Source organism: Actinosynnema sp. NPDC053489 (assembly GCF_044544865.1).
Lineage (GTDB): Bacteria > Actinomycetota > Actinomycetes > Mycobacteriales > Pseudonocardiaceae > Actinosynnema.
In genome coordinates this window covers 108,849-133,590 of record NZ_JBITXT010000008.1, presented here as the reverse complement: position 1 = coordinate 133,590, position 24,742 = coordinate 108,849, and the positions used below count along the sequence as shown (strand labels likewise).

Genomic DNA, 24,742 nt, shown 5'->3' with positions numbered 1-24,742 from the left:
ACGCTCTCAGCTGACAACCACTCAGGGTGTGCCCCGTCGAGCATCTCGGCGGGGCACACCCCTGTGCGCACCTGAATTTCCGCGCGCCTAGTTCGCCAGGCCCGCGTCCCGCGCCAGCAGGGCCGCCTGCACCCGGTTGGTGAGCCCGAGCTTGGCCAGCAGCCGGCTCACGTACGTCTTCACGGTCGCCTCGCTCATGTGCAGCCGCTGCCCCACGTCGGCGTTGGACATGCCCAGCCCGAGCAGCGACAGCACCTCCACCTCGCGCTCGGTCAGCCCCTCGACCTGGCGCCTCGCCTCCTGCCGGCGCGGCTGGCCTACCTGCGCCACCATCCCCACCACCCGGCTCGTCACCATGGGCGACAGGTATGCCTCCCCCGAGTGGACCGCGCGGACGGCCCGCAGCAGCTCCTCCGGCGCCGAGTCCTTCAGCAGGAACCCCGCCGCGCCGTCGGACAGCGCCCGGACGATGTTGTCGTCCTCGCCGAACGTGGTGAGCATCACCACCCGCACCGAGGGCGCGGCGGTGCGCAGCTCGCGTGCCGCGGCCAGGCCGTCCAGGCGGGGCATGCGGATGTCGAGCACGGCGACGTCCACCCGCCGTTCCACCGCGGAGCGCACGGCCTCCCGCCCGTCACCGGCCTCGGCGACCACGTCGATGTCGTCGGCGGTGCCGAGGATGGCCTTGATGCCCGCGCGCATCAGCGGCTCGTCGTCGGCGATCAGGACCCGGATCACGCTCACATCCCCTGCAGGTGGGTGTTCTTCTCGACTAGCGTGCCGTTCGCGAAGCAGAACCGCACGATCTTGGTCGCCCGGGAGGAGTAGGTCTGCACGTCGGCCACCCGGTACTCGCACGACGTCCCGGGCGGCTCGGGCGCGGCGTCGGACCGGATGTCGCCCAGCGGCGGCTCCGCGCCGCCCGGCAGCCGGGCCATCACGTCGGCCTGCGACTGCCCCACCTCGATCGAGTCGTACAGCTCCTCGGACACGACCTTGGTGACCGGCTGCGTCCCGATCCACGTGTAGCCGCCGACGACCACGAGCACCACGACCCCGGCCAGCACGATCGAACCCACGCCCGCCCACTTGCGGATGCCGGTCGGCCGGGCGGGCGCCTCGACGTCCACCGGGTCGTCGGCGGGCTCGTCGTCCGCCGCGGCGGTGTCCTCGTAGGGCAGCACGGCCGCGATCCGGAACCCGCCGGTCGGCAGCTCGCCGACGTGCAGCATGCCGCCGGCCAGCCGCACCCGTTCGCCCAACCCGACCAGGCCGAACCCGCCGCCGCTGGGCAGCTTGGCGCGGGGCGGGTTGTTGCGGACCTCCACCACCAGCGCGTCCGGCTCGTACTTCACGGTCACCTGCACGCTCGCGCCGGGCGCGTGCTTGTTGGCGTTGGTCAGGCCCTCCTGGGCGATGCGGTAGGCGGCGTGGCTGACCTTCGCGGGCAGCAGCACGGGTTGGCCGCCGCGGACCAGGCTGACCCGCACGCCGGCCCGCCGCGCGCCGTCGACCAGCTCGTCGATCGCCTCCACGGTGCGCCGGACCTGGTCCTCCTCGGGCTCCTCGTCGCGCCGCAGCACGCCAATGACCCCGCGCAGCTCCTCCATCGCGGTGAGGGCCGCGCTGCGCAGCACCCCCACCGCCTCCCGCTGCCGCTCCCCCAGCCCGGTGTCCAGGGCCAGCGCGCCCGCGTGCACCGAGATGAGGCTGAGCCGGTGGCCGAGGCTGTCGTGCATGTCCTGGGCGATCCGGTTGCGCTCGCGCAGCCGCACCTGGCGCGACACCATCCGCCGCTCGCGCACCACCCGCTCCTCGCGCTCCTGCAAGGCCGCTACCAGGGCGTTGCGCTGCGCCGCGTACCGGCCGACCAGGAACGGCAGGGCCACCACCATGCAGTACACGGTGAGCATCACCCACTGGCCGAACGTCCCGGACAGGCCGGGGGTGGACAGGCCCCACGCGAACACGTGGATCGCCAGCGCGAGCACGGCGGTGAGCAACGCGCGCTGCCACGGCGCGATCCGGTAGCCGGCCGCGTAGGCGAGCATCACGACCAGCGCGATGCCGCCGTGCTCGGTGCTGAAGACGACCCACGTCGCCGCGAGCAGCGCCAGCGCGGGGAACAACAGCCTGCCCAGGTAGATCAGGACGTAGCCGACGCCCGTGGCGACGAGCAGCCACCCGGACGGCCGCCACTCGCCGGTGATCCAGCCCGGGAACACGTCGAGCCCGAGGAGCACGAGGACGGCGAGCACCTCGCGGCCCGCGCGCCACGGCGTGACCTGGCCCAGGCGCTCGGCGTGGGCGCGCAGGAACGCGGCCGGGCCCTCCCGGAGGTCGGGCAGCACCGGCCGCAGCCGCTGAACGACGGACGTCACAGCGGACCACGGTAGGAGACCGGACCACCCGCCGGCGGCGTCCCTTGGTCTCGACCACCTCCGACGAAAGTTGACGCCGGTCAGCACGGGTGCGCCTGTGCCGCCGCGCTCCGGTCGGCGTGGTGGCGCGCGGGTCGCGGTGCCGCGCACCTCACGTCTCGCCCGGTGGCGCGGTGTGCGACCATGACGGCGTTGGTGAACGTGATCGGCAGGAAGGTCGTGCGGCTGTGTCTTCGTCCTCGGAACTGGACAAGCGTCCGGCGGTCGACCCCCACGAGGAGCCGTCGGCGGAGTGGGGTTGGCACGGCACGTTCCCCAAGGGCATCAAGATCGCGGGCTGGCTGTCGACCCTGGCGGTGTTCGGCCTGCTGATCGGCAACCACCACGGCCGCACCGAGGACATCTGGGTGGTCCTCGTGGGCGTCCTCCTGGCCGGCCTGCTGATCTGGGACCAGGTCCGCAGCCGCACCTCCTGGCGGCGCTGACTCCGCCTCGTGACACCCGAACTCCCGGCGCGCCCGTTCGTGCCGGGAGTTCCGCCGTTCGCGGGCGGTTTCGACGTGAGCGGTCCTCTCTTCGTCCGAACAGTGGGTGGAGTGCGGTCAACCGGTCCCACGGGCTGGGCACCGGTTGCCGGAGCGCCCGTGCGGCAGTTGGCTCGGTGACGCAGCGCACACGTCACCCGCTCCCGCAGATGAGGACCACCGCATGTCCGTGACGGACGAACTCCTGGCGAACAACGCGGCCTACGCGGCCGACTTCTCCGGCCCCCTCCCCCTCCCGCCTGCGAAGGGCGTCGCCGTCGTGGCGTGCATGGACGCGCGCCTCGACGTCTACCGGGTGCTCGGCCTGAACGAGGGCGAGGCCCACGTGATCCGCAACGCGGGCGGCGTCGTGACCGAGGACGAGATCCGCTCGCTGGCGATCAGCCAGCGCCTGCTGGGCACCCGCGAGGTGATCCTGATCCACCACACCGACTGCGGCATGCTGACGTTCACCGACGACGAGTTCAAGCGCTCGATCCAGGACGAGACGGGCGTCAAGCCGTCGTGGGCGGCGGAGGCGTTCAGCGACCTGGAGGAGGACGTGCGGCAGTCGATCGCGAGGATCCGCAACAGCCCGTTCGTGCCGGTGCAGGACTCGGTGCGGGGCTTCGTCTTCGACGTGGCGACGGGCAAGCTGAACGAAGTCGTCTGACCACCCCCGGCCGCGACGGCTCCCGGGTGCGGGTGCCGTCGCGGTCGTTCGGCGGGTGAGGACCGGTCGTCGGCTACCGTTCGCCGAGGTTGCGAACGTACGTCGGTGCCAGCAGACGCACGCGTTCACCGTCGAGGTCACCGGCGAGCGCGTTCACAGCCATCCGCACCCCGGCCGCGTCCGCCCCACCGAACTGCCTCCGCAACAGCGCCAATCCCCCGGCCGCGATGCTCCCGACCCGCGGATCGCGGACCAGGCGGGCGAACGAAGTGGCGACTTCCCTCACCGGGATCGTCATCATGATGCGCAGAACGTCCGCCGCGTCCTTGTCCACGAGGCGGTCCGGGCGGTTCGCCGCGTTCTCGAGGCGATCGTGGATCTTGAAGGCCTTCGACACGAGCAGTGCCACGGGCCCTGCAACGGCCACCTCCACGCTGCGGACGTCCTCCGGAGCAAGGCTCCGCACCACCACCGGAGAGCGATCCACCACGGCGACCTCGATGCCTGGGACCTTCTTGACGGACATCTTCCCGTGCGGGGGAATCCTGGCAGCACGGCCGCCGGTCGTGAGCGAGGCGCCGGCAAGGATGTCCAACTCGATGTCGACCTCCCCACCACCGACAACTTCGGATCGGACCCACAGACCGGGTTGGTCGGCGTTGCGGAGCCTGAAACCCGCCGCGACGAGCGCCTCGTCCACCAGGGGCTCGTCGCCCAGGACGGCCGGATCGATCGCCAAGTCACCGTCGGAGGTGAACGCGGCGCTTCTGAGCGCCGCGTTCACCGTGCGCAAGTAGACCGCCTGCGCTCCGATCACCGTGATCGCCGACCGATGGGAAGCAAGCGCCTCCAACCCGTCGAGCAGCACTTTGCGGGCGGTGATGGTCAGCCGATCCCGATCGACGCCATCCGGCACCTTCGACACGAACCCTCGCTCCTGCTCGGACGCTCACCCGGTCGACAGGCCGGTGTCACGCCACTCGTCCACGTGCTCGGCCATGTACCGCAGCACTGCCTCGCCCTCCGCGGGCAACCTCCCGGGTCCCGCCAGGCAGTCCACGACCAACTGGCTCAACGCCACGTGCGGGATACCGTCGACCTCGCGCCAGCGGTCGAAGACGACTTCATCATGGCTCCGCATCACCAGCACGTCACCGCCCGCGTCGACACGGAGCAGTCCCAGCCGGTCGGCCACCTCGTCCACGGCGTGCGGACCATCGTGGACGTAGAGCATCAACTGCCCGCCGGACGCCACGGGCGCCACCTGGCGGGCCGCGTAGTGGCCGGTGACGACCACCTCGGGGTACGTCCCGGGAGCACCGTGCGGACGTGGTTCGACGTTGCCGAGCACGTGCTCGCTCCCGTTGGGCGCCAGCATCCGGACGAACGGGTTCTGCCGCAGCAGGTCGTAAGACCCGGCACGAGCGCGGAGGAGGTCCGGCCACTCCACCTCCGTGACAACGCGACCGTCCCGGCGGATCAGGAGTTGCTCCTCTAGTCGCGTCAACAGCTTCGAGACCCAGGGGAGGCTCAGCCCGGTGAGTTGCGCGAGCTGGGTCGCGCGATAGGGCGGAGCGTGGTCGACGAGCGCGCGGATCAGCCGACCGGCTCTCGGACCCGCGAGCGTCGGACCGCCGGCTCGGGACTGCGCACCACCACGCGGGTCCTTCACCGCTCCATCCGTGTGGATGACGATCGCAGGTCGCGGCACCCGGAGGTGGACGTTCCCCGTGAGGTCCAGGTATCCGATGCCGCGCTCGCGGAGGAGGTCTCGGGTCCGTCGGTCCAGCCAGGGAGCCACGACCACCAGGTTCGTCCCGGAGTTAATTTGCTTGATGAGTTCCCACCGCGGCAGCAGGTCGTCCTCCACCTGACGCGGGGTCAGGCGGGACTTCACCTCGACCGCCAACTGCGCCTGGATTCCACCGTCGGGCGGCCGCACGTCGACGAGAGCGTCCACACCACCACGGGTGGTCACGTCTGTGCGGGGCGACAGCTCCCAAGTCCGCCCGAGCAGGTCGGCGAGTCGTTCGAGGCCGTGCCGAAGCACAACTTCACCTGACTGCTCGGTGTGGTCCACCACGACACTGTGTCACGGATACAGCCTGCAGACCAAGAAAACTTTCCCCAATGGCCAACTTTCCCCCAATGGGAAACTGGACCGCCGGGGAAAGTTTCCAGTCAAGTCTCAGGCGGGTTGAAGAAGCGCTCGATCGAGGGGTGGGGCTCAGCCCTCGGCGGCGAGCTGGCCGCAGGCGGCGGCGATCTCCTGGCCCCTGGTGTCGCGGACGGTGCAGGCGACGCCCTGCTCGTTGACCCTCCGGACGAACTCCCGCTCCACCGGCTTCGGCGAGGCGTCCCACTTCGAGCCCGGCGTCGGGTTCAGCGGGATGACGTTGACGTGCACCAGTTGGCCCAGGTGCCGGCGTAGGAGCTTGCCGAGCAGGTCGGCCCGCCACGGCTGGTCGTTGATGTCGCGGATCAGGGCGTACTCGATCGACACCCGGCGGCCGGTGCGGTCGGCGTAGCCCCGCGCGGCCTCCAGCACCTCCGCCACCTTCCACCGCGTGTTCACCGGCACGAGGGTGTCGCGCAGCTCGTCGTCCGGCGTGTGCAGCGACACGGCCAGCCGGACCTGGAGGCCCTCCTCCGTCAGCTTCCGGATCGCCGGCACCAGCCCGACCGTCGACACGGTCACCGAGCGCTGCGAGATGCCCAACCCCTCCGGCGCCGGGTCGCAGATGCGGTGCACCGCCTCGACCACGCGCTTGTAGTTGGCCAGCGGCTCGCCCATGCCCATGAACACGATGTTCGACAGCCGCCCCGGGCCACCGGGCAGCTCGCCGTCGCGCATGGCCGCCGCGCCGCGCCGCACCTGGTCCACGATCTCCGCCGTGGACAGGTTGCGGGTCAGCCCGCCCTGGCCGGTCGCGCAGAACGGGCACGCCATGCCGCAGCCCGCCTGCGACGAGATGCACAGCGTGGCGCGGTCGGGGTAGCGCATCAGGACGCTCTCGACCAGCGTGCCGTCGTGCGCGCGCAGCAGCGTCTTGCGCGTCGTGCCGCCGTCGGCCTCGACGCTGCGCAGCTCCGTCCACAGGGGTGGCATGAGGTCGTCCACCAGGCGGTCCCGCGCGGCGGCCGGGATATCGGTCATCTCGGCCGGGTCGACGGTCAGCCGGCTGAAGTAGTGGTTCGACAGCTGCGCGGCGCGGAACGGCTTCTCACCGAGCGCGGCGACGGCCTCCCGGCGCTGGTCGGCGGAGAGGTCGGCGAGGTGGCGCGGCGGCAGGCCGCGCTTGGGCGCGTCGAAGACGAGGGGGAGGGCAGTCATAGCGCCCTCCAGTGTCCCACGCGCGGAGAGTGCCGAGGACCACGCCGACCGCGAGCGCCATCACCGTTGCATCGCGATACGTTCCGATATATCGTCGACACGTCGCAACCGATCGACAGAAGGAGCACGACGATGCGTTTCCACGGACACCCCCACTTCAGCCACGAGCACCGGCACCACCGCGAGCACGGCTTCGGCGACCCCCGGCGCGGCTTCGGCGGCGGCGGCGGTGGCTTCGGCGGCGGCTTCGACCGGGGCCCGTTCCCCGGCGGCCCGTTCTCCGGCCCGCCGCTCCCGCCCGAACCGCCCGGTTTCTTCGGCCACGGCCGGGGCCGCGGTCGCGGCGGCAGGCAGCGCAAGGGCAACGTGCGCGCGGCGGTGCTCGCGCTGCTCGCCGAACGCCCCATGCACGGCTACGAGATGATCCAGGAGATCGGCCGCCGCACCGACGGCCTCTGGCGGCCCAGCCCGGGCTCGGTCTACCCGACCCTGCAACTCCTGGCCGACGAGGGCCTGGTCGCCTCCACCGAGGAGGCGGGCGGCAAGAAGCTGTTCACCCTGACCGAGACCGGTCGGGAGGAGGCGGCGAAGCTGGACGACACGCCGCCGTGGCAGCAGGTGAACGACGACCTCGACACGCACGCGGCGAAGCTGCGCACGGCGGCGCGCCACCTGGGCGCCGCCATGCAGCAGATGGCCGTCGCGGGCACGCGCGAGCAGCAGGCCCGCGCCGTCGAGATCCTCGGCGAGGCCCGCCGCAAGCTGTACGCGATCCTCGGCGAGCTGGACGTCGAGGAGGACGGTCCGGAGGACTGACCTACCAGCGGTCGTGGACCAGCGGCCGGATCAGCTCGTCGTACACCGACCGCACCTCGGCCAACGCCTCGGCGGGCAGCGGCGCGAGGTCCGCGGCGGCCGAGTTCGCCCTGGCCTGCTCGGCGTTGCGGGCACCGGGGATGACCACGGTGACGCCGGGCTGGTCCACGATCCACCGCAGCGCGAACTGCGCCATGGTCGCGCCGGCGGGCACGAGCGGCCGCAGCCGCTCCACCGCCTCCAGGCCGACCTCGAACGGCACGCCGGAGAACGTCTCGCCGACGTCGAACGCGTCGCCGTTGCGGTTGTAGTTGCGGTGGTCGTCTGCGCCGAACGTGGTCGACGCGGTGTACTTGCCGGACAGCAGGCCCGAGGCGAGCGGGACGCGGGCGATGATCGCCACGCCCGCTTCCGCCGCCGCGGGCAGCACCCGCTCCAGCGGCTTATGCCGCAGCGCGTTCAGGATGATCTGCACGCTCGCGACGCCGGGCCGGGCGATCGCGGTCAGCGCCTCCTCGACGGTCTCCACGCTCACGCCGTACGCGGCGATCCTCTTGGCCTCGACCATCTCGTCGAGCGCGTCGAACACCTCGTCGGTCGAGTAGACCGGGGTCGGCGGGCAGTGCAGCTGGACCAGGTCGAGCGTGTCGACGCCGAGGTTGGCGCGCGACCGGTCGTTCCAGGCCAGGAAGTTCTCGCGGGTGTAGTTCCCGGGCACCTGCTCGACCCGGCGGCCCATCTTGGTGGCCACCGTGATGCCGGCGTCCCCGCGCTCGCGGAGGAACTTGCCGATCAGCGTCTCGCTGCGGCCGTCGCCGTAGACGTCGGCGGTGTCGAAGAAGTTCACGCCGGTGTCGGCGGCGGCGTGCAGCACCGCCAGCGCGTCGGATTCCTCGACCTGGCCCCAGTCCGCACCGAGCTGCCAGCAGCCGAGACCCACGACGCCGACCTGCCGACCGACCCTGCCCGCGTTCCTGTTCTCCACGGCCCGATCCTATGTGAGCGCTATCAGGGCAGCACAATCCCGGCGGGCTTGCGCCTGACGTGCACCCGGTAGCCCACCTCGAACGACAGGCCGGGCGTGTGGGCGATGGCACGTTCCGCGACGGCCGCGGAGAACTCGATGCGCAACACCGCCTCCAGGTCCTCCCGGCGCTCGAACCGCCACAGCGCGCGCACCCGGCGCAAGGAGAACCCCTGCTCGGCGAAGAACCGCTCCACGTCCACGGGGTTGTAGCGGGGCTCGTCGGCGAGCAGCCACGGCCCGTACGGCTCGGCGAGGCCGTCGAGGTCCACGACCGCCAGCGCCCCACCGGGCCGCAGCACCCGTTCCGCCTCGCGGATGCCCGGCTCGCAACCGGGGCCGAAGAAGTACGCCGTGCGCGCGTGCACCAGGTCCGCCGTCGCGTCGCCCAGCGGCAGCCGCTGCGCGGGCCCGGCCACGACGTCGGCGTTCGGCACGTCCGCGACCCGCGCGCGAGCGCGGCGCACCAGCGGCGGGTGCGGCTCGACACCGACCACCGACCGCGCCCGCCGCGCGAACACCGGCAGGTGGAAACCGTCGCCGCAGCCCACGTCGACCACGTCCCGCCCGGCCCAGTCGCACTCCTCGCGCAGCGCGCCCCAGATCGCGCCGTCGACGTCCTGGGCGCGGTTCTCGACCTCGTAGACCTCCGGCCAGTGCCAGATGTTGGGGCTCGGCAGGACGTCGACGGGCCGCACGGCGGCCAAGGCGGCACGGACGAATCCCTTCACGGGACGACTCTAGAGCCGTAGCGTGATCGACTAACCGGCTCGTGCAGGAGGTACGCCGTGTCGATCGTGCCCAATTCACCCGTTCTCGCCGAGATGCACCACGGCGCACCGTGCTGGGTGGACCTCGCCACCACGGACCTGCAGGCCACGACCGACTTCTACTCGGGCCTGTTCGGCTGGTACTTCACCGACTCCGGCGGCAACGCGATCGCGCTGGTCGACGGGCTGCCGGTGGCCGAGCTGGTCGCCGCGCCGCAACCGAGCGCGTGGACGCTGTACCTGAACACGCCCCACGCCCGCGCCACCTCCGAGAAGGTGTTCGCGCTCGGCGGCCGGGTGCTCGGCGAGCCGTCCGACAACGTCACGATCGTCGCCGACCCGACCGGCGCGGTCGTCGGGTTCCGGCACGTTCCACCCGATTGGGTGTTCGGCACGAACGGGCACGGCGCGTACGCGTGGGCCGAGCTGAACACGCGCGACGGCCAGGTGGCGGACGAGTTCTTCGCCGAGCTGTGCGGGTTCGAGGTCGCCCAGATCGGTGACGGCCAGGCGGTCGACTACACGCTCTGGGGCCTCCAGGGCAACACCGTGCTCGGGCGGCAGCGGATGGGGCGGGCGTTCCCGCCGGACACCCCGCCGCACTGGATGGTGTACTTCACCGCCGCGCCCGAGATCGGCACGGACTCCGCCGCCACCAGGGTGCTCGAACTGGGCGGGCGCGTCACCGTGGAGCCCTACGACACGCCGTTCGGGCGGATCACGGTCGTCGCCGACCACACCGGCGCGGTGTTCTCGGTCATCGACCCGTCCCGCACCACCCCGCTGTCGGACGACGAGGTCGGGGCGCCGATCGACGACCCGTACGACGAGTGACGGCGGTCAGCCGACGAACACGTGCAGCAGCAGCCAGGCGACGACGGCCGAGGGCAGCAGGGAGTCCATCCGGTCCATCAGGCCGCCGTGGCCCGGCAGCAGCGTGCCCATGTCCTTGATGCCCAGGTCGCGCTTGATCAGCGACTCGACCAGGTCGCCGACGGTCGCGGTGACCACCAGGGCCGCGCCGAACAGCACGCCCTGCCACCACCGGCCGTCCAGCATGAGGCCGACGGTGAGCGCGCCGCCGACCATGCCCGCCACCATCGAGCCCGCGAAGCCCTCCCAGGACTTCTTCGGGCTGATGGTGGGGGCCATCGGGTGCTTGCCGAACAGCACGCCCGCCACGTAGCCGCCGGTGTCGGACAGGACCACGCCGATCAGGAACGCCAGGACGCGGAACACGCCGTCGTCCGGCACGACCAGCATGACCGCGAACGCGGCGAACACGGCCACGTAGGCGACCGTGAAGATGGACGCGGTGACGTCGCGCAGGTAGCCGTCCGCGCCGTCCTTGAGCCGCCAGACCAGGCACGCGAGGATCGTCACCACGAACGCGCCGAGCACGCCGCCGCGCTCCTGCGGCCAGGCCAGCCACACCACGGCCTGACCGCCCACCAGCGCGGGCACGAGCGCCACGCGGATGCCCGCGCCGCGCTGGAGCGCGCCGGCCAGCTCGTACATCGCCACCGCGACGGCCACGGCGACGACGCCGACGAACAGCTGCCGCACCGTCAGCAGGGCGAGGAGGATGACCGCGCCCAGGCCGACGCCCACGGCGATGGCCGCGGGGAGGTTGCGCCCCGCGCGCGACGCGCTCTTCCCCGGCGCGTCCCGGTCACCGCCGCCTGACACCTGTTGTGCTCCCATCACGGCCGTGCACCGGCCGAGCGAACCGCGCGGAGGGTGACCCGACCCGCCGACCCCGACGTGATCACTCAGACCTCGAGCAGCTCGGCTTCCTTGTGCTTGACCAGCTCGTCGATCTGGGCGACGTAGCGGTGCGTGACGTTCTCCAGCTCCTTCTCGGCCCTGGTGCCCTCGTCCTCACCGACCTCGCCGTCCTTGACCAGGCGGTCCAGCTCCTCCTTGGCCTTGCGGCGGATGTTGCGGACGGACACCTTGGCGTCCTCGCCCTTGCCCTTCGCGACCTTGACCATCTCGCGGCGGCGCTCCTCGGACAGCTGCGGGATCACCACGCGGATGATCGAGCCGTCGTTGCTGGGGTTGACGCCCAGGTCGGAGTCGCGGATGGCCTTCTCCACCGCGTTGAGCTGGCTGGCGTCGTAGGGCTTGATCACCGCCATGCGCGCCTCGGGGATGGCGACGCTGGCCAGCTGGTTCAGCGGGGTCGGCGAGCCGTAGTACTCGACCACGATGCGGGAGAACATCGAGGGGTTGGCGCGGCCGGTGCGCACCGCGGCCAGGTCCTCCTTCGCCACGGACACCGCTTTTTCCATCTTCTCCTCGGCGTCGAGGAGGGTCTCGTCAATCACGGCTGACTCCCTTGGTGTGCGCAGTTCGGCTCGAATCCCAGCAGGTCTAGAAGGACGGGCGACCACCGGGGGTGCTCACCAGCGTGCCGATCTTCTCACCGCGCACGGCCCGCGCGATGTTCCCCTCGGTCAGCAGGTTGAACACCATGATCGGCATGTTGTTGTCCATGCACAGGCTGAACGCGGTCGCGTCGGCGACGTTCAGGCCGCGTTCGAGCACTTCCCGGTGGGTGATGTTGTCGAACATCAGCGCGTCCGGGTCGATCTTCGGGTCGGCGGTGTAGACGCCGTCCACGGCCTTGGCCATCAGCACGACCTCGCAGCCGATCTCCAGGGCGCGCTGCGCGGCCGTGGTGTCGGTGGAGAAGTACGGCATGCCCGCGCCGCCGCCGAAGATCACCACGCGCCCCTTGTCGAGGTGCCGCATGGCCCGGCGGGGGATGTAGGACTCGGCGATCTGGCCCATGGTGATGGCGGTCTGCACGCGCGTCTCGATGCCGTGCTCGCGCTCCAGGAAGTCCTGCAGGGCGAGGCAGTTCATCACGGTGCCGAGCATGCCCATGTAGTCGGCGCGGCTGCGGTCCATGCCGCGCTGCTGCAGCTCCGCGCCGCGGAAGAAGTTGCCGCCGCCGATGACCACGGCGACCTGCACCCCTGTTCGGACGACCGCGGCGATCTGGCGGGAGACGGTCTGCACGACGTCGGGGTCGACGCCGACACCGCCACCGCCGAACATCTCGCCGCCCAGCTTGAGCATCACCCGGCGGTAGCCGTGGATGGGCTCGTCGTCGGCGTGCTCCGCTTTCGCGTGGTCTACCTCTGCGCTCACAGGTGCTCCTTCGGACACGGCAAGGGCGGGGTCGCGACGTCTGCGCGCAACCCCGCCCTCACGCGAATCAGGCCTGGCCGACCTCGAACCGGGCGAAGCGGGTCACGGTGACACCGGCCTCGTCCAGCACGGCCTTGACGGTCTTCTTGGACTCCGTCACGGAAGCCTGCTCCAGGAGCACGACGTCCTTGAAGAAGCCGTTCACGCGACCCTCGACGATCTTGGGCAGCGCCGCCTCCGGCTTGCCCTCCTCGCGAGCGGTCTCCTCGGCGATGCGGCGCTCGTTGGCCACCACGTCCGCGGGGACCTCGTCGCGGGTGAGGTAGCGGGGGCGCATCGCGGCGATCTGCATGGCGGCGCCGCGGGCGGCGTCCTCGTTCCCACCGGTGTACTCGACCACCACGCCGACGGCGGGCGGCAGGTCGGCGGCACGGCGGTGCAGGTAGGTGGTCACGGTGCCGTCGAAGACGGCGACCTTGGCCAGCTCCAGCTTCTCGCCGATCTTGGCGGAGAACTCCTGGACGACCGCGTCGACGGGCTTGCCGTCGAGGTCGGCGGCCTTGAGGGCCTCGACGTCGGCCGGGCGGGTGGCCTTGGCGACGGCGACGATCCGGGAGGCCAGCTCCTGGAAGTCGGCGTTCTTGGCGACGAAGTCCGTCTCGCAGCGCAGCTCGATCATCACGCCGTCCTCGGCCACGACCAGGCCGTTGGAGGTCGTGCGCTCGGCGCGCTTGCCGACGTCCTTGGCGCCCTTGATGCGCAGGATCTCGACCGCCTTGTCGAAGTCGCCGTCGGCTTCCTCGAGCGCCTTCTTGCAGTCCATCATGCCTGCGGCGGTCAGCTCGCGGAGGCGCTTCACGTCAGCGGCGGTGTAGTTCGCCATCGTGCGATTTCCGTTCCTTCTGCGGTCTGGTCGTCGGCTTCGCTCGCCGACGCGATTACGCGCTGTGGTCGTGCGGTCCCGGCCGGGGCGGCCGGGTGGAGGCCGGTCCTGTGCGCACGCCGCGCCCACCGTGGTCCCGGCGGGCGCGGCGTGCGGACGGGTCAGGACTGGACGGCCTCGGAGCCCTCGGCCGAACCGGCGGGCTTGTCGGTCGCCTCGGCGCCCACCAGCAGCTCCTGCTCCCACTCGGCCAGCGGCTCGTCGGTGGCGACGCCCGGCTCGGGCTTGTCGGCGCCGTCGGCGGCCTGGGTGCGGGCACCGGAGCGCGCCATCAGACCGGCGGCGGCGGCCTCGGCCACGACCTTGGTCAGCAGCGCGGCGGACCGGATCGCGTCGTCGTTGCCCGGGATCGGGTAGTCGACCTCGTCCGGGTCGCAGTTCGTGTCGAGGATCGCCACGATCGGGATGTTGAGCTTGCGCGCCTCGCCGACGGCGATGTGCTCCTTCTTGGTGTCCACGATCCACACGGCGCTGGGCACCTTGGACATGTCGCGGATACCGCCGAGCGTGCGCTCTAGCTTGTCCTTCTCGCGGTTCATCATCAGGATTTCCTTCTTGGTGAAACCCTGGAAACCGCCGGTCTGCTCCATCGACTCCAGCTCCTTGAGCCGCTGGAGGCGCTTGTGCACCGTGGAGAAGTTGGTGAGCATGCCGCCCAGCCAGCGCTGGTTGACGAAGGGCATGCCGACGCGGAGGGCCTCGTTGGCGATGGCCTCCTGCGCCTGCTTCTTGGTGCCGATGAACAGGATCGACCCGCCGTGCGCGACCGTTTCCTTCACGAACTCGTAAGCCCGGTCGATGTAGGTCAGCGTCTGCTGCAGGTCGATGATGTAGATGCCGTTGCGCTCGGTGAAGATGTAGCGCTTCATCTTCGGGTTCCAGCGACGGGTCTGGTGCCCGAAGTGCACGCCGCTGTCGAGCAGCTGCTTCATGGTGACGACGGCCATGGCCGGGTTCGCACCTCTTCGTTCGGGCGCGCCTGGCGTGGGCCGGCGCGCGTTCCGGTTGGTCGCGGCGGACCGGGTCGGACCGCCGCCCTGGTGCCCCTGCCGCCGTCCGGACCGGAGGCGCTCACCTCAGGACCGCCGGACGCCGTGACTCGACCACACGAAACCGGGCCGGATCTGCAGTGGCACGCGAAGTCGCCCCGCGCTCACACGGGCCGCGCGTCGAGTGTACGCCGGTGGGGCGGGGAACCACGAACCGGGCCGCCGGTTGTCCACAGGCACTCGAGTTGTCCACAGCCGGGGAGAAGCCACTGGTAGCCCCCGGTGCCCGCCGGGAAGCTGAACCCGTGACTCCCACGATGCGAACACTGCTGGTCCTGGCCTTGACAGCGCTGGCGGCACCGCCCCCGGCCGGGTGGGCGAGCGGCGCCCGGGCGTCCCGCTTCGCCTGGCCCCTCGCCCCGCCGCACCAGGTCGTGCGGGCGTTCGACCGGCCGGTGACGGAGTACGCCCCGGGCCACCGGGGGGTGGACGTGGCGGCGAGCCCCGGCACCCCGGTCCTGGCGGCGGGCGACGGGGTGGTCGTGCACGCGGGCCCGGTCGCCGACCGGGCGGTCGTGTCACTGCGCCACGCGAGCGGCCTGCGCACCACCTACGAACCGGTCGAGCCAGCCGTCGTCCGAGGCCAACCGGTCCGCCGGGGAACCGTGATAGGCACCGTCACCGCCGGCCACGAGGGCTGCCCCACCACCGCGTGCCTGCACTGGGGAGCCATCCGCCCCACACCACCGCCCGGCACCTACCTCGACCCGCTCCGCCTGCTGGCACCCACCCGCCTGCGCCTGCTGCCGCACCCGACCAACCCCGCGAGCCCCTCCACCATCACGCCACCCCGAGCCCACCCGGCCCGCATTCCGCGCACCACGCCGCCCCAACCGGCATCACCGCAGCCCGCGCCAACCCTAGCCAACGCCAACCCCAACCAGCGCTACCCCAACCAGCGCGACCTCGACCCAGCGCATCACCAGCGCCGAAGGGCCGGCCGCGGCGTGGCCCCGCGTTCCGGCCCCGTCCTGACCATCGCCCGCCGTGCGCCCGCCCCACCCGTCGAACAGGCGTCGTCCAGCAGCCTCGGGCGGCCCCGGTGGGGAGGCTTCGTGGCGAGTTCGGTCTGGTAGGTGCGCGGTCGGGGCGGCGGGTCAGCCCTCCGGCTGTTCGTTCAGCTTGGTGCGCAGCCGCAGCACCGCGCGGGTGTGCAGCTGGCAGACGCGGGACTCCGTGACGCCCAGGACCTTGCCGATCTCGGCCAGCGTCAGGTTCTCGAAGTAGTACAGGGTGACCACGACGCGGTCCCGTTCGGCGAGTTGCGCGATCGCGTCGGCGAGCTGGCGGCGGCTGTCCTGGTCGACCAGGGTGGCGATCGGGTCCTCCGCGCCCTCGTCGGGCAGCGACTCGGCCAGCGACGAGCCCGCCCCGCCGGTGCTGCGACCCGCGGCGATGAGTTCGTCCAGGGCGACCACGCTGGTGAGCTGGAGCTGCGCGTACAGCTCGCGCAGCTCGCCGAGGCCGATCTTCAGCTCGGCGGCCAGCTCGCGGTCGGTCGGGGTGCGCTGGAGGCGGCCGCCGAGGCGTTCCAAGGCGCGCTCGACGTCGCGGGCGCGGCTGCGGACCGAGCGCGGCACCCAGTCCTGCGAGCGGAGGTCGTCGAGGATCGCGCCGCGGATGCGCTGCATCGCGTAGGTCTCGAACTTCAGGCCGCGCTCGGGCTCGAACTTCTCGATCGCGTCGACCAGGCCGAAGATGCCGGACTGGATCAGGTCCGCCACGTCGACGTGCGCGGGCAGACCGGTGCCGACCCGGCCGGCGACGTACTTCACCAGCGGCGCGTAGTGCAGCACCAGCCGGTCGCGCAGTCCCTGCTGCCGCGACTGCCCGTAGGTGTGCCAGAGCGCGATGATCCCGGCTTCCACGTCATCGGCGGTGCGCGACTCGGACGCGGCGTGCGCCGGTCTGCCGGCCGCGGGCGTCGCGTGCCCGTTCGCGCGCGGCGTCGCGCCGTCGACGTGGTGACCGTTCGTCCCAGTCGCGGTGCGCGCCGCCGACGAGGTCCCGACGTGCGCGGCGGAGGGAGAGGTCACGGTTGCGGTCCGCGAACCTCCCCCTGCGACGTCAGGAGCGGGGGTGGGTTCGGTCATGGATCGCCTTCAGCCGTTCGACGGTGACGTGTGTGTAGAGCTGAGTCGTTGCGAGCGTAGCGTGACCAAGAAGCTCTTGGACGGTGCGCAGGTCCGCTCCCCCTTCCAACAGGTGCGTGGCCGCGGAGTGGCGTAGGCCGTGGGGGCCGACGTCGACCGTCTCGGGTACCGCACCCACTACGTCGTGGACGATCTTCCTCGCGGTACGCGGATCGAGCCGACCGCCACGCGCACCGAGCAGCAGCGCACGCTGTGAACGGTCGTTGACCAGGGCGGATCGTCCTTGTTCCACCCAGCGCCGTACCGCCCGTTCGGCCGGGACGCCGAACGGCACGGTGCGCTCACGACCACCCTTGCCCAGAACTCGAATCACCCTTTGGGAGTAGTCCACGTCGTCGAGGTCGAGACCGCACAACTCGGCGACCCGGACACCCGTCGCGTACAGCAACTCCACCACGGCTTGGTCACGCAGCGCAACCGGATCACCTTGTTCTGCCCCGGCCCCGGCGGCCGCCAAGGCCGCGCCCGCCTGGTCGGGGCGCAGCACCGCGGGCAGGGTGCGGTGGGGGCGGGGTGCGGACAACCGCGGGCCCGGGTCGGCGGCGAGCAGGCCGGTGCGGAAGGCCCAGGCGGTGAACGTGCGGGCGGACGCGGCACGCCTGGCCATCGTGGTCCGGCCGGCGCCGGCGGAGTGCTGGGAAGCGAGCCACGACCGGAGGCCGGCCAGGTCCACCGCTTCCACGGTGGCGTTCTCGGGCGTGCCGCCGGCTAAGTGGACCAGCAGGGCGACCACGTCGCCGAGGTAGGCGCGCACCGTGTGCGGTGACAGCCCGCGTTCCATAGCGAGGTGCCGTTCATAGCGGTCCAGGGCCGCCCCGACATCCGCGGGGAGCGCGCGACGCAGGCGAACGAGGTCGACGCGACGTGTCCGAGCGGGCGGCGGCGGGGACATAGCCCCTGACGCTGCGCCCTCAAGCGCTCTTGGTCAAGTATCGCCACGCCAATCCCCGTTCTGGGAGCGCTTCCAACCACTTTCCACGCGTTCCGCGAGACTGGCCAGTTCCAATTGTGGGAGCAATGCGCGCACCCGTGCGAGTTCCACGCCGGATTCCACCGAGATCGCCTCCGGGCTGTGCCCGGCGGTGAGGCCGAGTGCTTCGAAGACCCGCATCGCGTCGCCCTGCGGCGGTCCGGTGTCGGTGCTCCGGTTGGCTTCGACCAGGTCGACCCCGAGCCGCCCGGTCGACTCGACGATCTCCGGCACGCTGGTAACCGGCAGCGCCATCCCGGAGCGCAGCAGCTCGTGGCAGCCCGACGAGCTGATCGAGGTGATCGGCCCGGGCACCGCCATGAGCACCCGACCGAGCGCGGCCGTCGACGCCGCGGTGTTCTTCGCACCGCTGCGCCTGCCCGCCTCGACGACCACCGTGCCCTCGGCGAGCGCCGCGATGAGCCGGTTGCGGGTGAGGAACCGGTGGCGCGCGGGCGTGTGCGTCGGCGGGTACTCGCTCACCACCAGGCCGTGGCCGGGGATGCGCTCCAGCAGGGCCCGGTGGCCCGCGGGGTAGGCGACGTCGATGCCGCAGGCCAGCACGGCGATCGTGGGCCCACCGGCCGTCACGGAACCCCGGTGGGCGGCGCCGTCGATGCCGTAGGCCGCACCGGACACGACCGTGACCCCCGCCTCGGCCAGCCCGAACCCGAACTCGCCGGCGACGTGCTGCCCGTACCCGGAGGCGGCCCGGGAACCGACCACCGCGACCGCCCGTCGGGTGACCTCGGCCAGGTTCGCCGCACCGCGCACCCACAGCGCCAACGGCTCCACCCCGCACCGCAGGTTGTTGGCGGCGGCGATGGCCAACGCGTTCAGGGGCCACCGCGGCCACTCGTCGTCCTCGGGGACCAGCAGCCGCCCGCCGACCTTCGCGGCGGCCTCCAGGTCCTCCTGCGCCCGGTCCACCGCCCGCCGCGCGGACGTCTCGCTGTCGACGGCGGGCGGGACCTCCCCGGAACGGACCGCCTTGGCCGCCCGCACCGCCCCGACCTGGGCGACGAACCGGACCAGCGCCGCCGCCGGCGGTTCGGCCACCCGCGACAGGTACGCCCGCGCCAACCGGATCTCGTCGGAGCTCATGCCCACCGCCACCACTCGCCCGGATCGCGGGACAGGACCGTCTCCCCCACCCCGGTGCCCCTCGCACGGACCGCTTCGCCGGTGGTGACGGGAGGCGGGTCGAGCGTCGGGACCGGGTCCGGCGCAGCCGCTGTGGCCGGGCCGAGCACCAGCGGTGCCGACGAGGCGGGGCGTGGCGGGCCCGCCGCGGGCGGCACGGTGGCGGGTGGGCCGGGGGTCGGCAGTGGTGCCGGCCCGCCGAACGGCGGGCGAGAGGCGCGGACCCGTGCGGGTTGGAGTGGGTCGCCGGTTGCCGGGGCGACCGCCGGTCCCGGCGGGGTGAGGGCTGATGGGATGCGGTGAGGCTGGGTGCGGGACCTGCGCTCGGGTGGGGTCGGGGTGGTCATGATGTCCTGCGCTCTCGGAACTCCAGGGCGGCTGCCACGTGGTCGGGGGTGGGTTGGGCCTCTTCGGCCAGGTCGGCGAGGGTCCAGGCGACGCGGAGGCACCGGTCCGCGCCCCGGCCCGTCAGCGCCCCCGTCGTCAGGGCCCGGTCCAGCACCTTGGTCGCGTGCCTGGGCAGGGCGAACTCCCGCCGGAGGGCGGGGCCGGGAACCTCGGCGTTCGTCAACCAGCCGTGGGCCGACCACCGTTCCGCCGCCCGCGTCCTCGCCTTGTGGACGCGCTCGCGCACCGCCGCGCTCGGCTCCGGCGGGGACAGGTCCACGCCGCTCATGGCGGTCAGCGGGCGCATCACGACCCGCAGGTCCACGCGGTCCAGGAGGGGACCCGACAGCTTGCTCTCGTAACGCCTGCGCGCCGCCGGCAGGCACACGCAGTCGATGTCCTTCGGCGGGGCGCACGGGCACGGGTTGGTGGCCAGGACCAGCTGGAACCGCGCCGGATACCGGGCGATGCCGTCACGCCTCGCCAGGCGCACCTCCCCCTCCTCCAACGCGGTGCGCAGGGCCTCCAGCTTCGCCGCGCCGAACTCCCGCGCCTCGTCGAGGAACAGCACGCCCCGGTGGGCGCGGCTCATCGCGCCCGGCTTCGCCGTGCCGGTGCCCCCTCCGATCAACGCCACCGCCGACGTCGAGTGGTGCAGCGAGACGAACGGCGGCGTGGACACCAGCGGCGAGCCCGGGGTCAGCAGGCCCGCGATCGAGTGCACCGCCGTGACGCCCAGCGCCTCCTCCGGCGACAACGGCGGCAGGAGGCCGGCCAGGCGTTGCGCCAGCATGGTCTTGCCCGTGCCGGGCGGCCCGGTCAGCAGGAGGTGGTGGCCGCCCGCCGCCGCCACCTCCAGCGCCCACCTCGCCTCCGGCTGGCCGAGGACGTCCGCCAGGTCCGGTCCGCCCGGCGGCGGCGCGATCGGCGGCGGCACGGCCTGCTGGAGCGCACCCTCGCCCGTCAGCCACGACAGGACGTCGGCGAGCGTGGTCGCGCCCCGCACCGCCATGCCCTCGACCAGCGCCGCCTCGGGCAGCACGTCCACCGGGACGACCGCCTCCCGCAACCCCGCCCGCTTCGCCGCCAGCAACGCCGGCAGCACGCCGCGCACCGCGCGCACCCGGCCGTCCAGCGCCAGCTCCCCCAGCAGCACGGTGCCCGCCAGGCGATCACCCGGGACGCTCCTGGCGGCGGCCAGCACGACGCACGCGATCGCCAGGTCGTAGCCCGAGCCGTTCTTCGGCAGCGTGGCCGGCGACAGGCCCAGGGTCACCCGCTGGGACGGCCAGTCGTGCCCGCTGTTGCGCACCGCCGCCTTCACGCGGTCCTTCGACTCGTGCAGGGCCGCGTCCGGCAGCCCGAGGAGCTGCGTCCTCACCGCGCCGACCCCGACGTCGGCCTCGATCTCCACCGGCACGCCGTCCACGCCGAACAACGCCACCGACCACGTCCGCGCGAGCGCCATCACACACCCCGCAGGTGGTGCAGCCGGACCCTGCCCCCGGCCGGCCACTCGATCGCGATCACGTCGAAGCGGACCTCCACCCGGCCGATCCGGTTGGCGCTCAGCCACCGCAGGGCCGACCTGCGGACCCGCTCCAGCTTCTCCGGCGTCACGGCCTCCAGCGGCGTGCCCCTGGACGTGCCCGAGCGGCACTTCACCTCGACCACCACGAGCCGCGTGCCGTCGGTGGCCACCACGTCCAGCTCGCCGTCGTCGCACCGCCAGTTGCGCGCCAGGATCGACAAACCCCGGTGCTCCAGGTAGCGGCACGCCGCGTCCTCGCCACGCCTGCCCAGGTCGGTTGCCGTGCTCATGTCCCGCTCCTCCGCGTCCGGTCTTCGGTTCGACCTTGCCGAGGTGGCGCGGGGCCGGCGAGGGGCGGTTCGCCGAATGTGGACAACTTCAGGCGCTGTGGACGGAGCGCGGGGAGATGTCGGTGCCGCGTGGTATGGCCCGGCACGCGCAAAGGGGCCCGCCCCCTCGGGCGAGCCCCTGCGACTTTGCGGGTGTCAGGAGTTGAACGGACCGTCCTCGGGCAGCCTGAGGTCCGGTTTGTCCAGTTCTTCGACGTTGACGTCCTTGAACGTGATGACGCGGACGTTCTTCACGAACCGGGCCGGGCGGTACATGTCCCACACCCACGCGTCCGACATCCGCACCTCGAAGTAGACCTCGCCGTCCGCGTTGCGGACCTGCACGTCCACCGAGTTGGCCAGGTAGAACCGCCGCTCGGTCTCCACGACGAACGAGAACTGGCTGACGATGTCGCGGTACTCCTTGTACAGCGACAACTCCATCTCGGTCTCGTACTTCTCGAGATCCTCTGCACTCATTACGCCTCCGCGCGGGTAATCATCGAATCCGCGCCCCTCCTCGTCGCGAGCCTGCCACCGCTGGTCTGCGGGGTTGTCCCATTCTGGACCACGGCGGCGGCGACCACGCCGCGCGCCACCCGGTGCGGCGGTTCCAGCCCGTGCCGTCGCGCCGCGGCGGCCACGTTCGCATACGACCAGCGGTGTTGCGCACTCGGGCCGTGCTCCGCGAGCGCCGCGGTGTGCTCGGGCGTGCTGTAGCCCTTGTGGACGTCGAACCCGTAGACGGGCAGCTCCTCGTGCAGGCCGGTCATGATCCGGTCCCGGGTGACCTTGGCCAGCACGGACGCCGCCGCGACGCACGCCGCGACCCGGTCGCCCTTGACCACCGGCGTGTTCGGCGCGGTCAGGCCGGGCACGGGGAAGCCGTCGGTGAGCACGTAGCCCGGATGTGCACCCAATTGGGCGACAGCGCGCCGCATGCCCTCGATGTTCGCCACGTGCACGCCGATCAGGTCGACCTCGGCGCTCGGGATGACGACCACCGAGTAGTCCAGCGCGCGCTTGAGCACCAGGTCGTACATCCGGTCCCGCGCCGCGGCCGTGAGCAGCTTCGAGTCGGTGAGCCCGTCGAACTTCGCCGCGTCACCCGGCTTGAGCACGCACGACGCCACGACCAGCGGTCCCGCGCAGGCGCCGCGACCGGCCTCGTCCACGCCGGCCACCGGGCCGAAGCCGCGCCGGTCCAGCGCGGCCTCGAAGGCCCAGATGCCCGCGGTCTGCCGAACCTGGACGCGGGGCGGCTTGCGGATCACCCCTCGACCCTATCTCAGCCGCGAGCCACGGAACCGGGCCCTCACCCGCCTGCCCACCAGCAGCAACGGCCACGCGGCCGCGAAGCCGACCCCGGCGGGCAGGGCGTCCTGCCAGGCGGGTGCCCCGATGGCCACGACCTGCGGGTTGTGGTCGCCCACCCCCTGCCAGCGGGACGGCGGCAGCACGACGACCCGGGCCTTGCCGACCACGTTGCCCACCGGCACGAGACCGCCCTCGCGGCCGTCGCCCTGGCACCGCGAGTCGCACGAGTCGTTGCGGTTGTCACCCAGCACGAACAGGTAGCCCTCGGGGATCTTCAGCTCGGCGAACGACTCCTGCACCGTGCTGCGGCCCGGGGCCCAGTACACGTACGGCTCGTCCAGCGGCTTGCCGTCGACCTCGACCCGGTTGCGGTCGTCGCAGCACCGGACGGTCTGCCCGCCCACCGCGATCACCCGCTTGACGAAGTCCTCCTCGTTCGGCGCGGGGAACCCCATCAGCGACCCGAGCCCCCGCAGCGCCTTGGCCACCGGGTTCGTCGGCTCGGCCGCCACGAAGTCCTGGTTGATCCACGTGTCGGGGCCGTGGAAGACGACCACGTCACCGGGCGAGGGGTCGGTGAAGTCGTAGGTCAGCTTGTCGACCAGCACCCGGTCGCCGAAGCAGCCGCCGGAGCAGCCGTGCAGCGTCTGCTCCATCGACTCCGACGGGATCATGTAGACCTTCGCCAGGAACGACTGGATCAGCACCGCGAGCACCACCGCGACCCCGATCAGGATCGGCAGCTCTTTCCAGAACGAGCCCTTGCGCTTGGTCGTCTTGCGCGTGCGGGCACGCCAGCGCCGGACCTTCTCCTCGTGCTCCGGTTCCCCCTCGTCGGAGGACCCGCGCGACGATGCGACGTCTACCACCTCGTCAGCGTACCGATCAGACCTGTGAGGCCCTGGTCAACCGCCTGCGCAACCGGCGGCCGAAGAAGACCAGCGGCCACGCGGCGGCCAGCCCGGCGCCCGCCGGGACGGCGCTCTGCCACGCGGGCGCGCCGAGCGCCACGGCCTGCGGGTTGTGGTCGCCGATGCCCTGCCAGCGGGACGGCGGCAGCACGATGACCCGCGCCTTGCCGATGACGTTCTCCTCCGGCACGGTGCCCGCCAGGCCGCCGCCCCCCTGCTTGCGGGAGTCGGTGGAGTTCGTGCGGTTGTCACCCATCACCCAGAGGGAGCCCTCAGGGACCTTGACCGGCTCGAACGGGTCGTGGTTCTCCGGCGACGTGCCGGGCTGCCAGTAGATGTACGGCTCGTCCAGCGGCTTGCCGTCGACCTTCACCCGGTGCTGCTCGTCGCAGCACTCGACGGTCTGGCCGCCGACCGCGATCACGCGCTTGACGAAGTCGCGCTCGTCCGGCGGCGCGAGCCCGATCAGCGAGGCGACCGACTGGATGCCCGCCACGACCGGGTTGTCCGAGCGGCTGGAGGTGAAGTCGTTGTTGCCCCAGGTCTCGGGGCCGCGGAAGACGACGACCTCGCCGGGCTCGATGTCGGTGAAGTCGTAGACGAGCTTGTCGACCAGCACCCGGTCGTTGTTGCACCCGGGGCAGCCGTGCAGCGTCTGCTCCATCGACTGCGACGGGATGACGTACACCCGCGCGAGGAACGTCTGGATCAGCACGGTGAGGACGAGGGCCGTCGCGCCGAGCACGAGCAGCTCGCGCCAGAGCGGGGGCTTCTTCTTGTCCTTCTTCGACTTGCCGCCCGCAGCCGAGTCCGGAGTGGACTCGACTGCGGGATCCTGACCGTCTTCGTCAGCGGAGCGGTGCACGGGATCTGCCACGTGACGCAGGCTACTGCGTCCGCGTGTGCCCGGCGTCAGGAGGCCGGCTTCGCCTCGCGCTTCTCCTTGATCTTGGCGGCCTTGCCGCGCAGGTCGCGGAGGTAGTACAGCTTCGCCCGGCGGACGTCACCGCGGGAGGCGACCTCGATCTCGGCGATGTTCGGGGAGTGCACCGGGAAGGTGCGCTCGACGCCCACGCCGAACGAGACCTTGCGGACGGTGAAGGTCTCGCGGATGCCGCCGCCCTGGCGGCGGATCACGACGCCCTGGAACACCTGGACCCGCTCGCGGGAGCCCTCGATGACGCGGACGTGGACCTTCAGCGTGTCGCCCGGCCGGAAGCTGGGGATGTCGGAGCGCAGCGACTGGGCGTCAAGAGCGTCCAGGGTGTTCATCGGTGGTCCGTCCTCGTCCTCACGTGTATTGCGTACTCCCCCGGGGCGCGGCCGAA

Annotated in this window: 27 protein-coding genes; 5 read left to right on the top strand and 22 right to left on the bottom strand. The window is 72.0% G+C overall.

Features of this window, described 5'->3' with window-relative positions; genetic code table 11:
- Nucleotides 1–87: 87 nt before the first annotated feature.
- Together ACIGNX_RS20210 and ACIGNX_RS20205 are read right to left on the bottom strand one after the other, a co-directional pair.
- Nucleotides 88–738 (bottom strand): response regulator, encoded by a 651-nt coding sequence (locus ACIGNX_RS20210; protein WP_396542182.1) that lies wholly within the window; start codon nt 736–738, stop codon nt 88–90.
- Between the two features lie 2 nt (nt 739–740).
- Nucleotides 741–2,381, bottom strand: coding sequence for a sensor histidine kinase (locus ACIGNX_RS20205; RefSeq protein ID WP_396542180.1), 1,641 nt, complete (start codon nt 2,379–2,381; stop codon nt 741–743).
- Nucleotides 2,382–2,608: 227 nt separating this feature from the next.
- On the opposite strand from ACIGNX_RS20205, the gene ACIGNX_RS20200 reads away from it, so the two are divergent.
- Nucleotides 2,609–2,866 (top strand): DUF2631 domain-containing protein, encoded by a 258-nt coding sequence (locus tag ACIGNX_RS20200; protein ID WP_396542178.1) that lies wholly within the window; start codon nt 2,609–2,611, stop codon nt 2,864–2,866.
- Between the two features lie 223 nt (nt 2,867–3,089).
- Nucleotides 3,090–3,578: a beta-class carbonic anhydrase gene (locus tag ACIGNX_RS20195; protein WP_396542176.1), complete on the top strand. Its 489-nt coding sequence runs from the start codon at nt 3,090–3,092 to the stop codon at nt 3,576–3,578.
- Between the two features lie 73 nt (nt 3,579–3,651).
- Here the strand turns inward: ACIGNX_RS20195 and ACIGNX_RS20190 are convergent, their stop codons facing one another.
- The 3 genes from ACIGNX_RS20190 to rlmN form a co-directional block, all read right to left on the bottom strand.
- The gene (locus tag ACIGNX_RS20190; protein ID WP_396542175.1) at nt 3,652–4,503 is read right to left on the bottom strand and encodes a hypothetical protein; all 852 of its coding nucleotides are present in this window, start codon (nt 4,501–4,503) and stop codon (nt 3,652–3,654) included.
- A 24-nt stretch (nt 4,504–4,527) separates the two neighbouring features.
- Nucleotides 4,528–5,658 (bottom strand): helix-turn-helix domain-containing protein, encoded by a 1,131-nt coding sequence (locus ACIGNX_RS20185; protein ID WP_396542173.1) that lies wholly within the window; start codon nt 5,656–5,658, stop codon nt 4,528–4,530.
- Between the two features lie 147 nt (nt 5,659–5,805).
- Complete coding sequence (gene rlmN, locus ACIGNX_RS20180) at nt 5,806–6,912, bottom strand: 23S rRNA (adenine(2503)-C(2))-methyltransferase RlmN (protein WP_396542171.1); 1,107 nt, start codon at nt 6,910–6,912, stop codon at nt 5,806–5,808.
- Nucleotides 6,913–7,044: 132 nt separating this feature from the next.
- Between rlmN and ACIGNX_RS20175 the strand changes: the two genes are divergently transcribed.
- On the top strand, nt 7,045–7,728 hold the full coding sequence (locus ACIGNX_RS20175; RefSeq protein WP_396542169.1) for a PadR family transcriptional regulator: 684 nt from the start codon (nt 7,045–7,047) through the stop codon (nt 7,726–7,728).
- A 1-nt stretch (nt 7,729) separates the two neighbouring features.
- Here ACIGNX_RS20175 and ACIGNX_RS20170 read toward each other — a convergent pair whose 3' ends face one another.
- Nucleotides 7,730–8,713: an aldo/keto reductase gene (locus tag ACIGNX_RS20170; RefSeq protein ID WP_396542167.1), complete on the bottom strand. Its 984-nt coding sequence runs from the start codon at nt 8,711–8,713 to the stop codon at nt 7,730–7,732.
- A gap of 23 nt (nt 8,714–8,736) precedes the next feature.
- Entirely contained in the window at nt 8,737–9,483 is a 747-nt protein-coding gene (locus ACIGNX_RS20165; RefSeq protein WP_396542165.1) for a class I SAM-dependent methyltransferase, read from the bottom strand.
- A gap of 57 nt (nt 9,484–9,540) precedes the next feature.
- Here ACIGNX_RS20165 and ACIGNX_RS20160 point away from each other — a divergent pair, with 57 nt between their 5' ends.
- Nucleotides 9,541–10,356 (top strand): VOC family protein, encoded by an 816-nt coding sequence (locus ACIGNX_RS20160; RefSeq protein WP_396542163.1) that lies wholly within the window; start codon nt 9,541–9,543, stop codon nt 10,354–10,356.
- 6 nt (nt 10,357–10,362) lie between these two features.
- Here the strand turns inward: ACIGNX_RS20160 and ACIGNX_RS20155 are convergent, their stop codons facing one another.
- The 5 genes from ACIGNX_RS20155 to rpsB form a co-directional block, all read right to left on the bottom strand.
- On the bottom strand, nt 10,363–11,226 hold the full coding sequence (locus ACIGNX_RS20155) for a phosphatidate cytidylyltransferase (protein ID WP_396542161.1): 864 nt from the start codon (nt 11,224–11,226) through the stop codon (nt 10,363–10,365).
- Between the two features lie 68 nt (nt 11,227–11,294).
- On the bottom strand, nt 11,295–11,852 hold the full coding sequence (frr, locus tag ACIGNX_RS20150; protein WP_141981148.1) for a ribosome recycling factor: 558 nt from the start codon (nt 11,850–11,852) through the stop codon (nt 11,295–11,297).
- A gap of 46 nt (nt 11,853–11,898) precedes the next feature.
- Nucleotides 11,899–12,609 carry a UMP kinase gene (gene pyrH / locus ACIGNX_RS20145; RefSeq protein ID WP_141984185.1) on the bottom strand — a complete coding sequence of 237 codons (711 nt, stop codon included), beginning with the start codon at nt 12,607–12,609 and terminating at the stop codon, nt 11,899–11,901.
- Nucleotides 12,610–12,748: 139 nt separating this feature from the next.
- Nucleotides 12,749–13,564 (bottom strand): translation elongation factor Ts, encoded by an 816-nt coding sequence (gene tsf / locus ACIGNX_RS20140; protein ID WP_396542159.1) that lies wholly within the window; start codon nt 13,562–13,564, stop codon nt 12,749–12,751.
- Nucleotides 13,565–13,725: 161 nt separating this feature from the next.
- The gene (rpsB, locus tag ACIGNX_RS20135) at nt 13,726–14,571 is read right to left on the bottom strand and encodes a 30S ribosomal protein S2 (RefSeq protein WP_396542157.1); all 846 of its coding nucleotides are present in this window, start codon (nt 14,569–14,571) and stop codon (nt 13,726–13,728) included.
- A 359-nt stretch (nt 14,572–14,930) separates the two neighbouring features.
- Here rpsB and ACIGNX_RS20130 point away from each other — a divergent pair, with 359 nt between their 5' ends.
- Nucleotides 14,931–15,749, top strand: a complete 819-nt coding sequence (locus ACIGNX_RS20130; RefSeq protein ID WP_396542155.1) for a M23 family metallopeptidase — start codon at nt 14,931–14,933, stop codon at nt 15,747–15,749.
- Between the two features lie 21 nt (nt 15,750–15,770).
- Here the strand turns inward: ACIGNX_RS20130 and ACIGNX_RS20125 are convergent, their stop codons facing one another.
- The 10 genes from ACIGNX_RS20125 to rplS form a co-directional block, all read right to left on the bottom strand.
- The gene (locus ACIGNX_RS20125) at nt 15,771–16,766 is read right to left on the bottom strand and encodes a FliA/WhiG family RNA polymerase sigma factor (protein WP_396542153.1); all 996 of its coding nucleotides are present in this window, start codon (nt 16,764–16,766) and stop codon (nt 15,771–15,773) included.
- Nucleotides 16,741–17,718 carry a tyrosine recombinase XerC gene (locus tag ACIGNX_RS20120; protein WP_396542151.1) on the bottom strand — a complete coding sequence of 326 codons (978 nt, stop codon included), beginning with the start codon at nt 17,716–17,718 and terminating at the stop codon, nt 16,741–16,743. The genes ACIGNX_RS20125 and ACIGNX_RS20120 overlap by 26 nt, the downstream gene beginning before the upstream one ends.
- Nucleotides 17,719–17,751: 33 nt before the next feature.
- Nucleotides 17,752–18,900 (bottom strand): DNA-processing protein DprA, encoded by a 1,149-nt coding sequence (gene dprA, locus ACIGNX_RS20115; RefSeq protein ID WP_396542149.1) that lies wholly within the window; start codon nt 18,898–18,900, stop codon nt 17,752–17,754.
- Between the two features lie 382 nt (nt 18,901–19,282).
- Entirely contained in the window at nt 19,283–20,794 is a 1,512-nt protein-coding gene (locus tag ACIGNX_RS20110) for a YifB family Mg chelatase-like AAA ATPase (RefSeq protein ID WP_396542147.1), read from the bottom strand.
- Entirely contained in the window at nt 20,794–21,147 is a 354-nt protein-coding gene (locus ACIGNX_RS20105; RefSeq protein ID WP_396542145.1) for a YraN family protein, read from the bottom strand. Before ACIGNX_RS20105 ends, ACIGNX_RS20110 begins: the two co-directional genes overlap by 1 nt.
- 195 nt (nt 21,148–21,342) lie before the next feature.
- The gene (locus ACIGNX_RS20100) at nt 21,343–21,666 is read right to left on the bottom strand and encodes a DUF2469 domain-containing protein (protein ID WP_015104440.1); all 324 of its coding nucleotides are present in this window, start codon (nt 21,664–21,666) and stop codon (nt 21,343–21,345) included.
- Nucleotides 21,666–22,460 carry a ribonuclease HII gene (locus tag ACIGNX_RS20095; RefSeq protein WP_396542143.1) on the bottom strand — a complete coding sequence of 265 codons (795 nt, stop codon included), beginning with the start codon at nt 22,458–22,460 and terminating at the stop codon, nt 21,666–21,668. Before ACIGNX_RS20095 ends, ACIGNX_RS20100 begins: the two co-directional genes overlap by 1 nt.
- Nucleotides 22,461–22,469: 9 nt before the next feature.
- Nucleotides 22,470–23,372, bottom strand: a complete 903-nt coding sequence (gene lepB / locus ACIGNX_RS20090; protein ID WP_396542141.1) for a signal peptidase I — start codon at nt 23,370–23,372, stop codon at nt 22,470–22,472.
- Between the two features lie 16 nt (nt 23,373–23,388).
- Entirely contained in the window at nt 23,389–24,291 is a 903-nt protein-coding gene (gene lepB / locus ACIGNX_RS20085) for a signal peptidase I (protein WP_396542139.1), read from the bottom strand.
- A gap of 35 nt (nt 24,292–24,326) precedes the next feature.
- Nucleotides 24,327–24,686 carry a 50S ribosomal protein L19 gene (gene rplS, locus ACIGNX_RS20080; RefSeq protein WP_073896548.1) on the bottom strand — a complete coding sequence of 120 codons (360 nt, stop codon included), beginning with the start codon at nt 24,684–24,686 and terminating at the stop codon, nt 24,327–24,329.
- Nucleotides 24,687–24,742 lie beyond the last annotated feature (56 nt).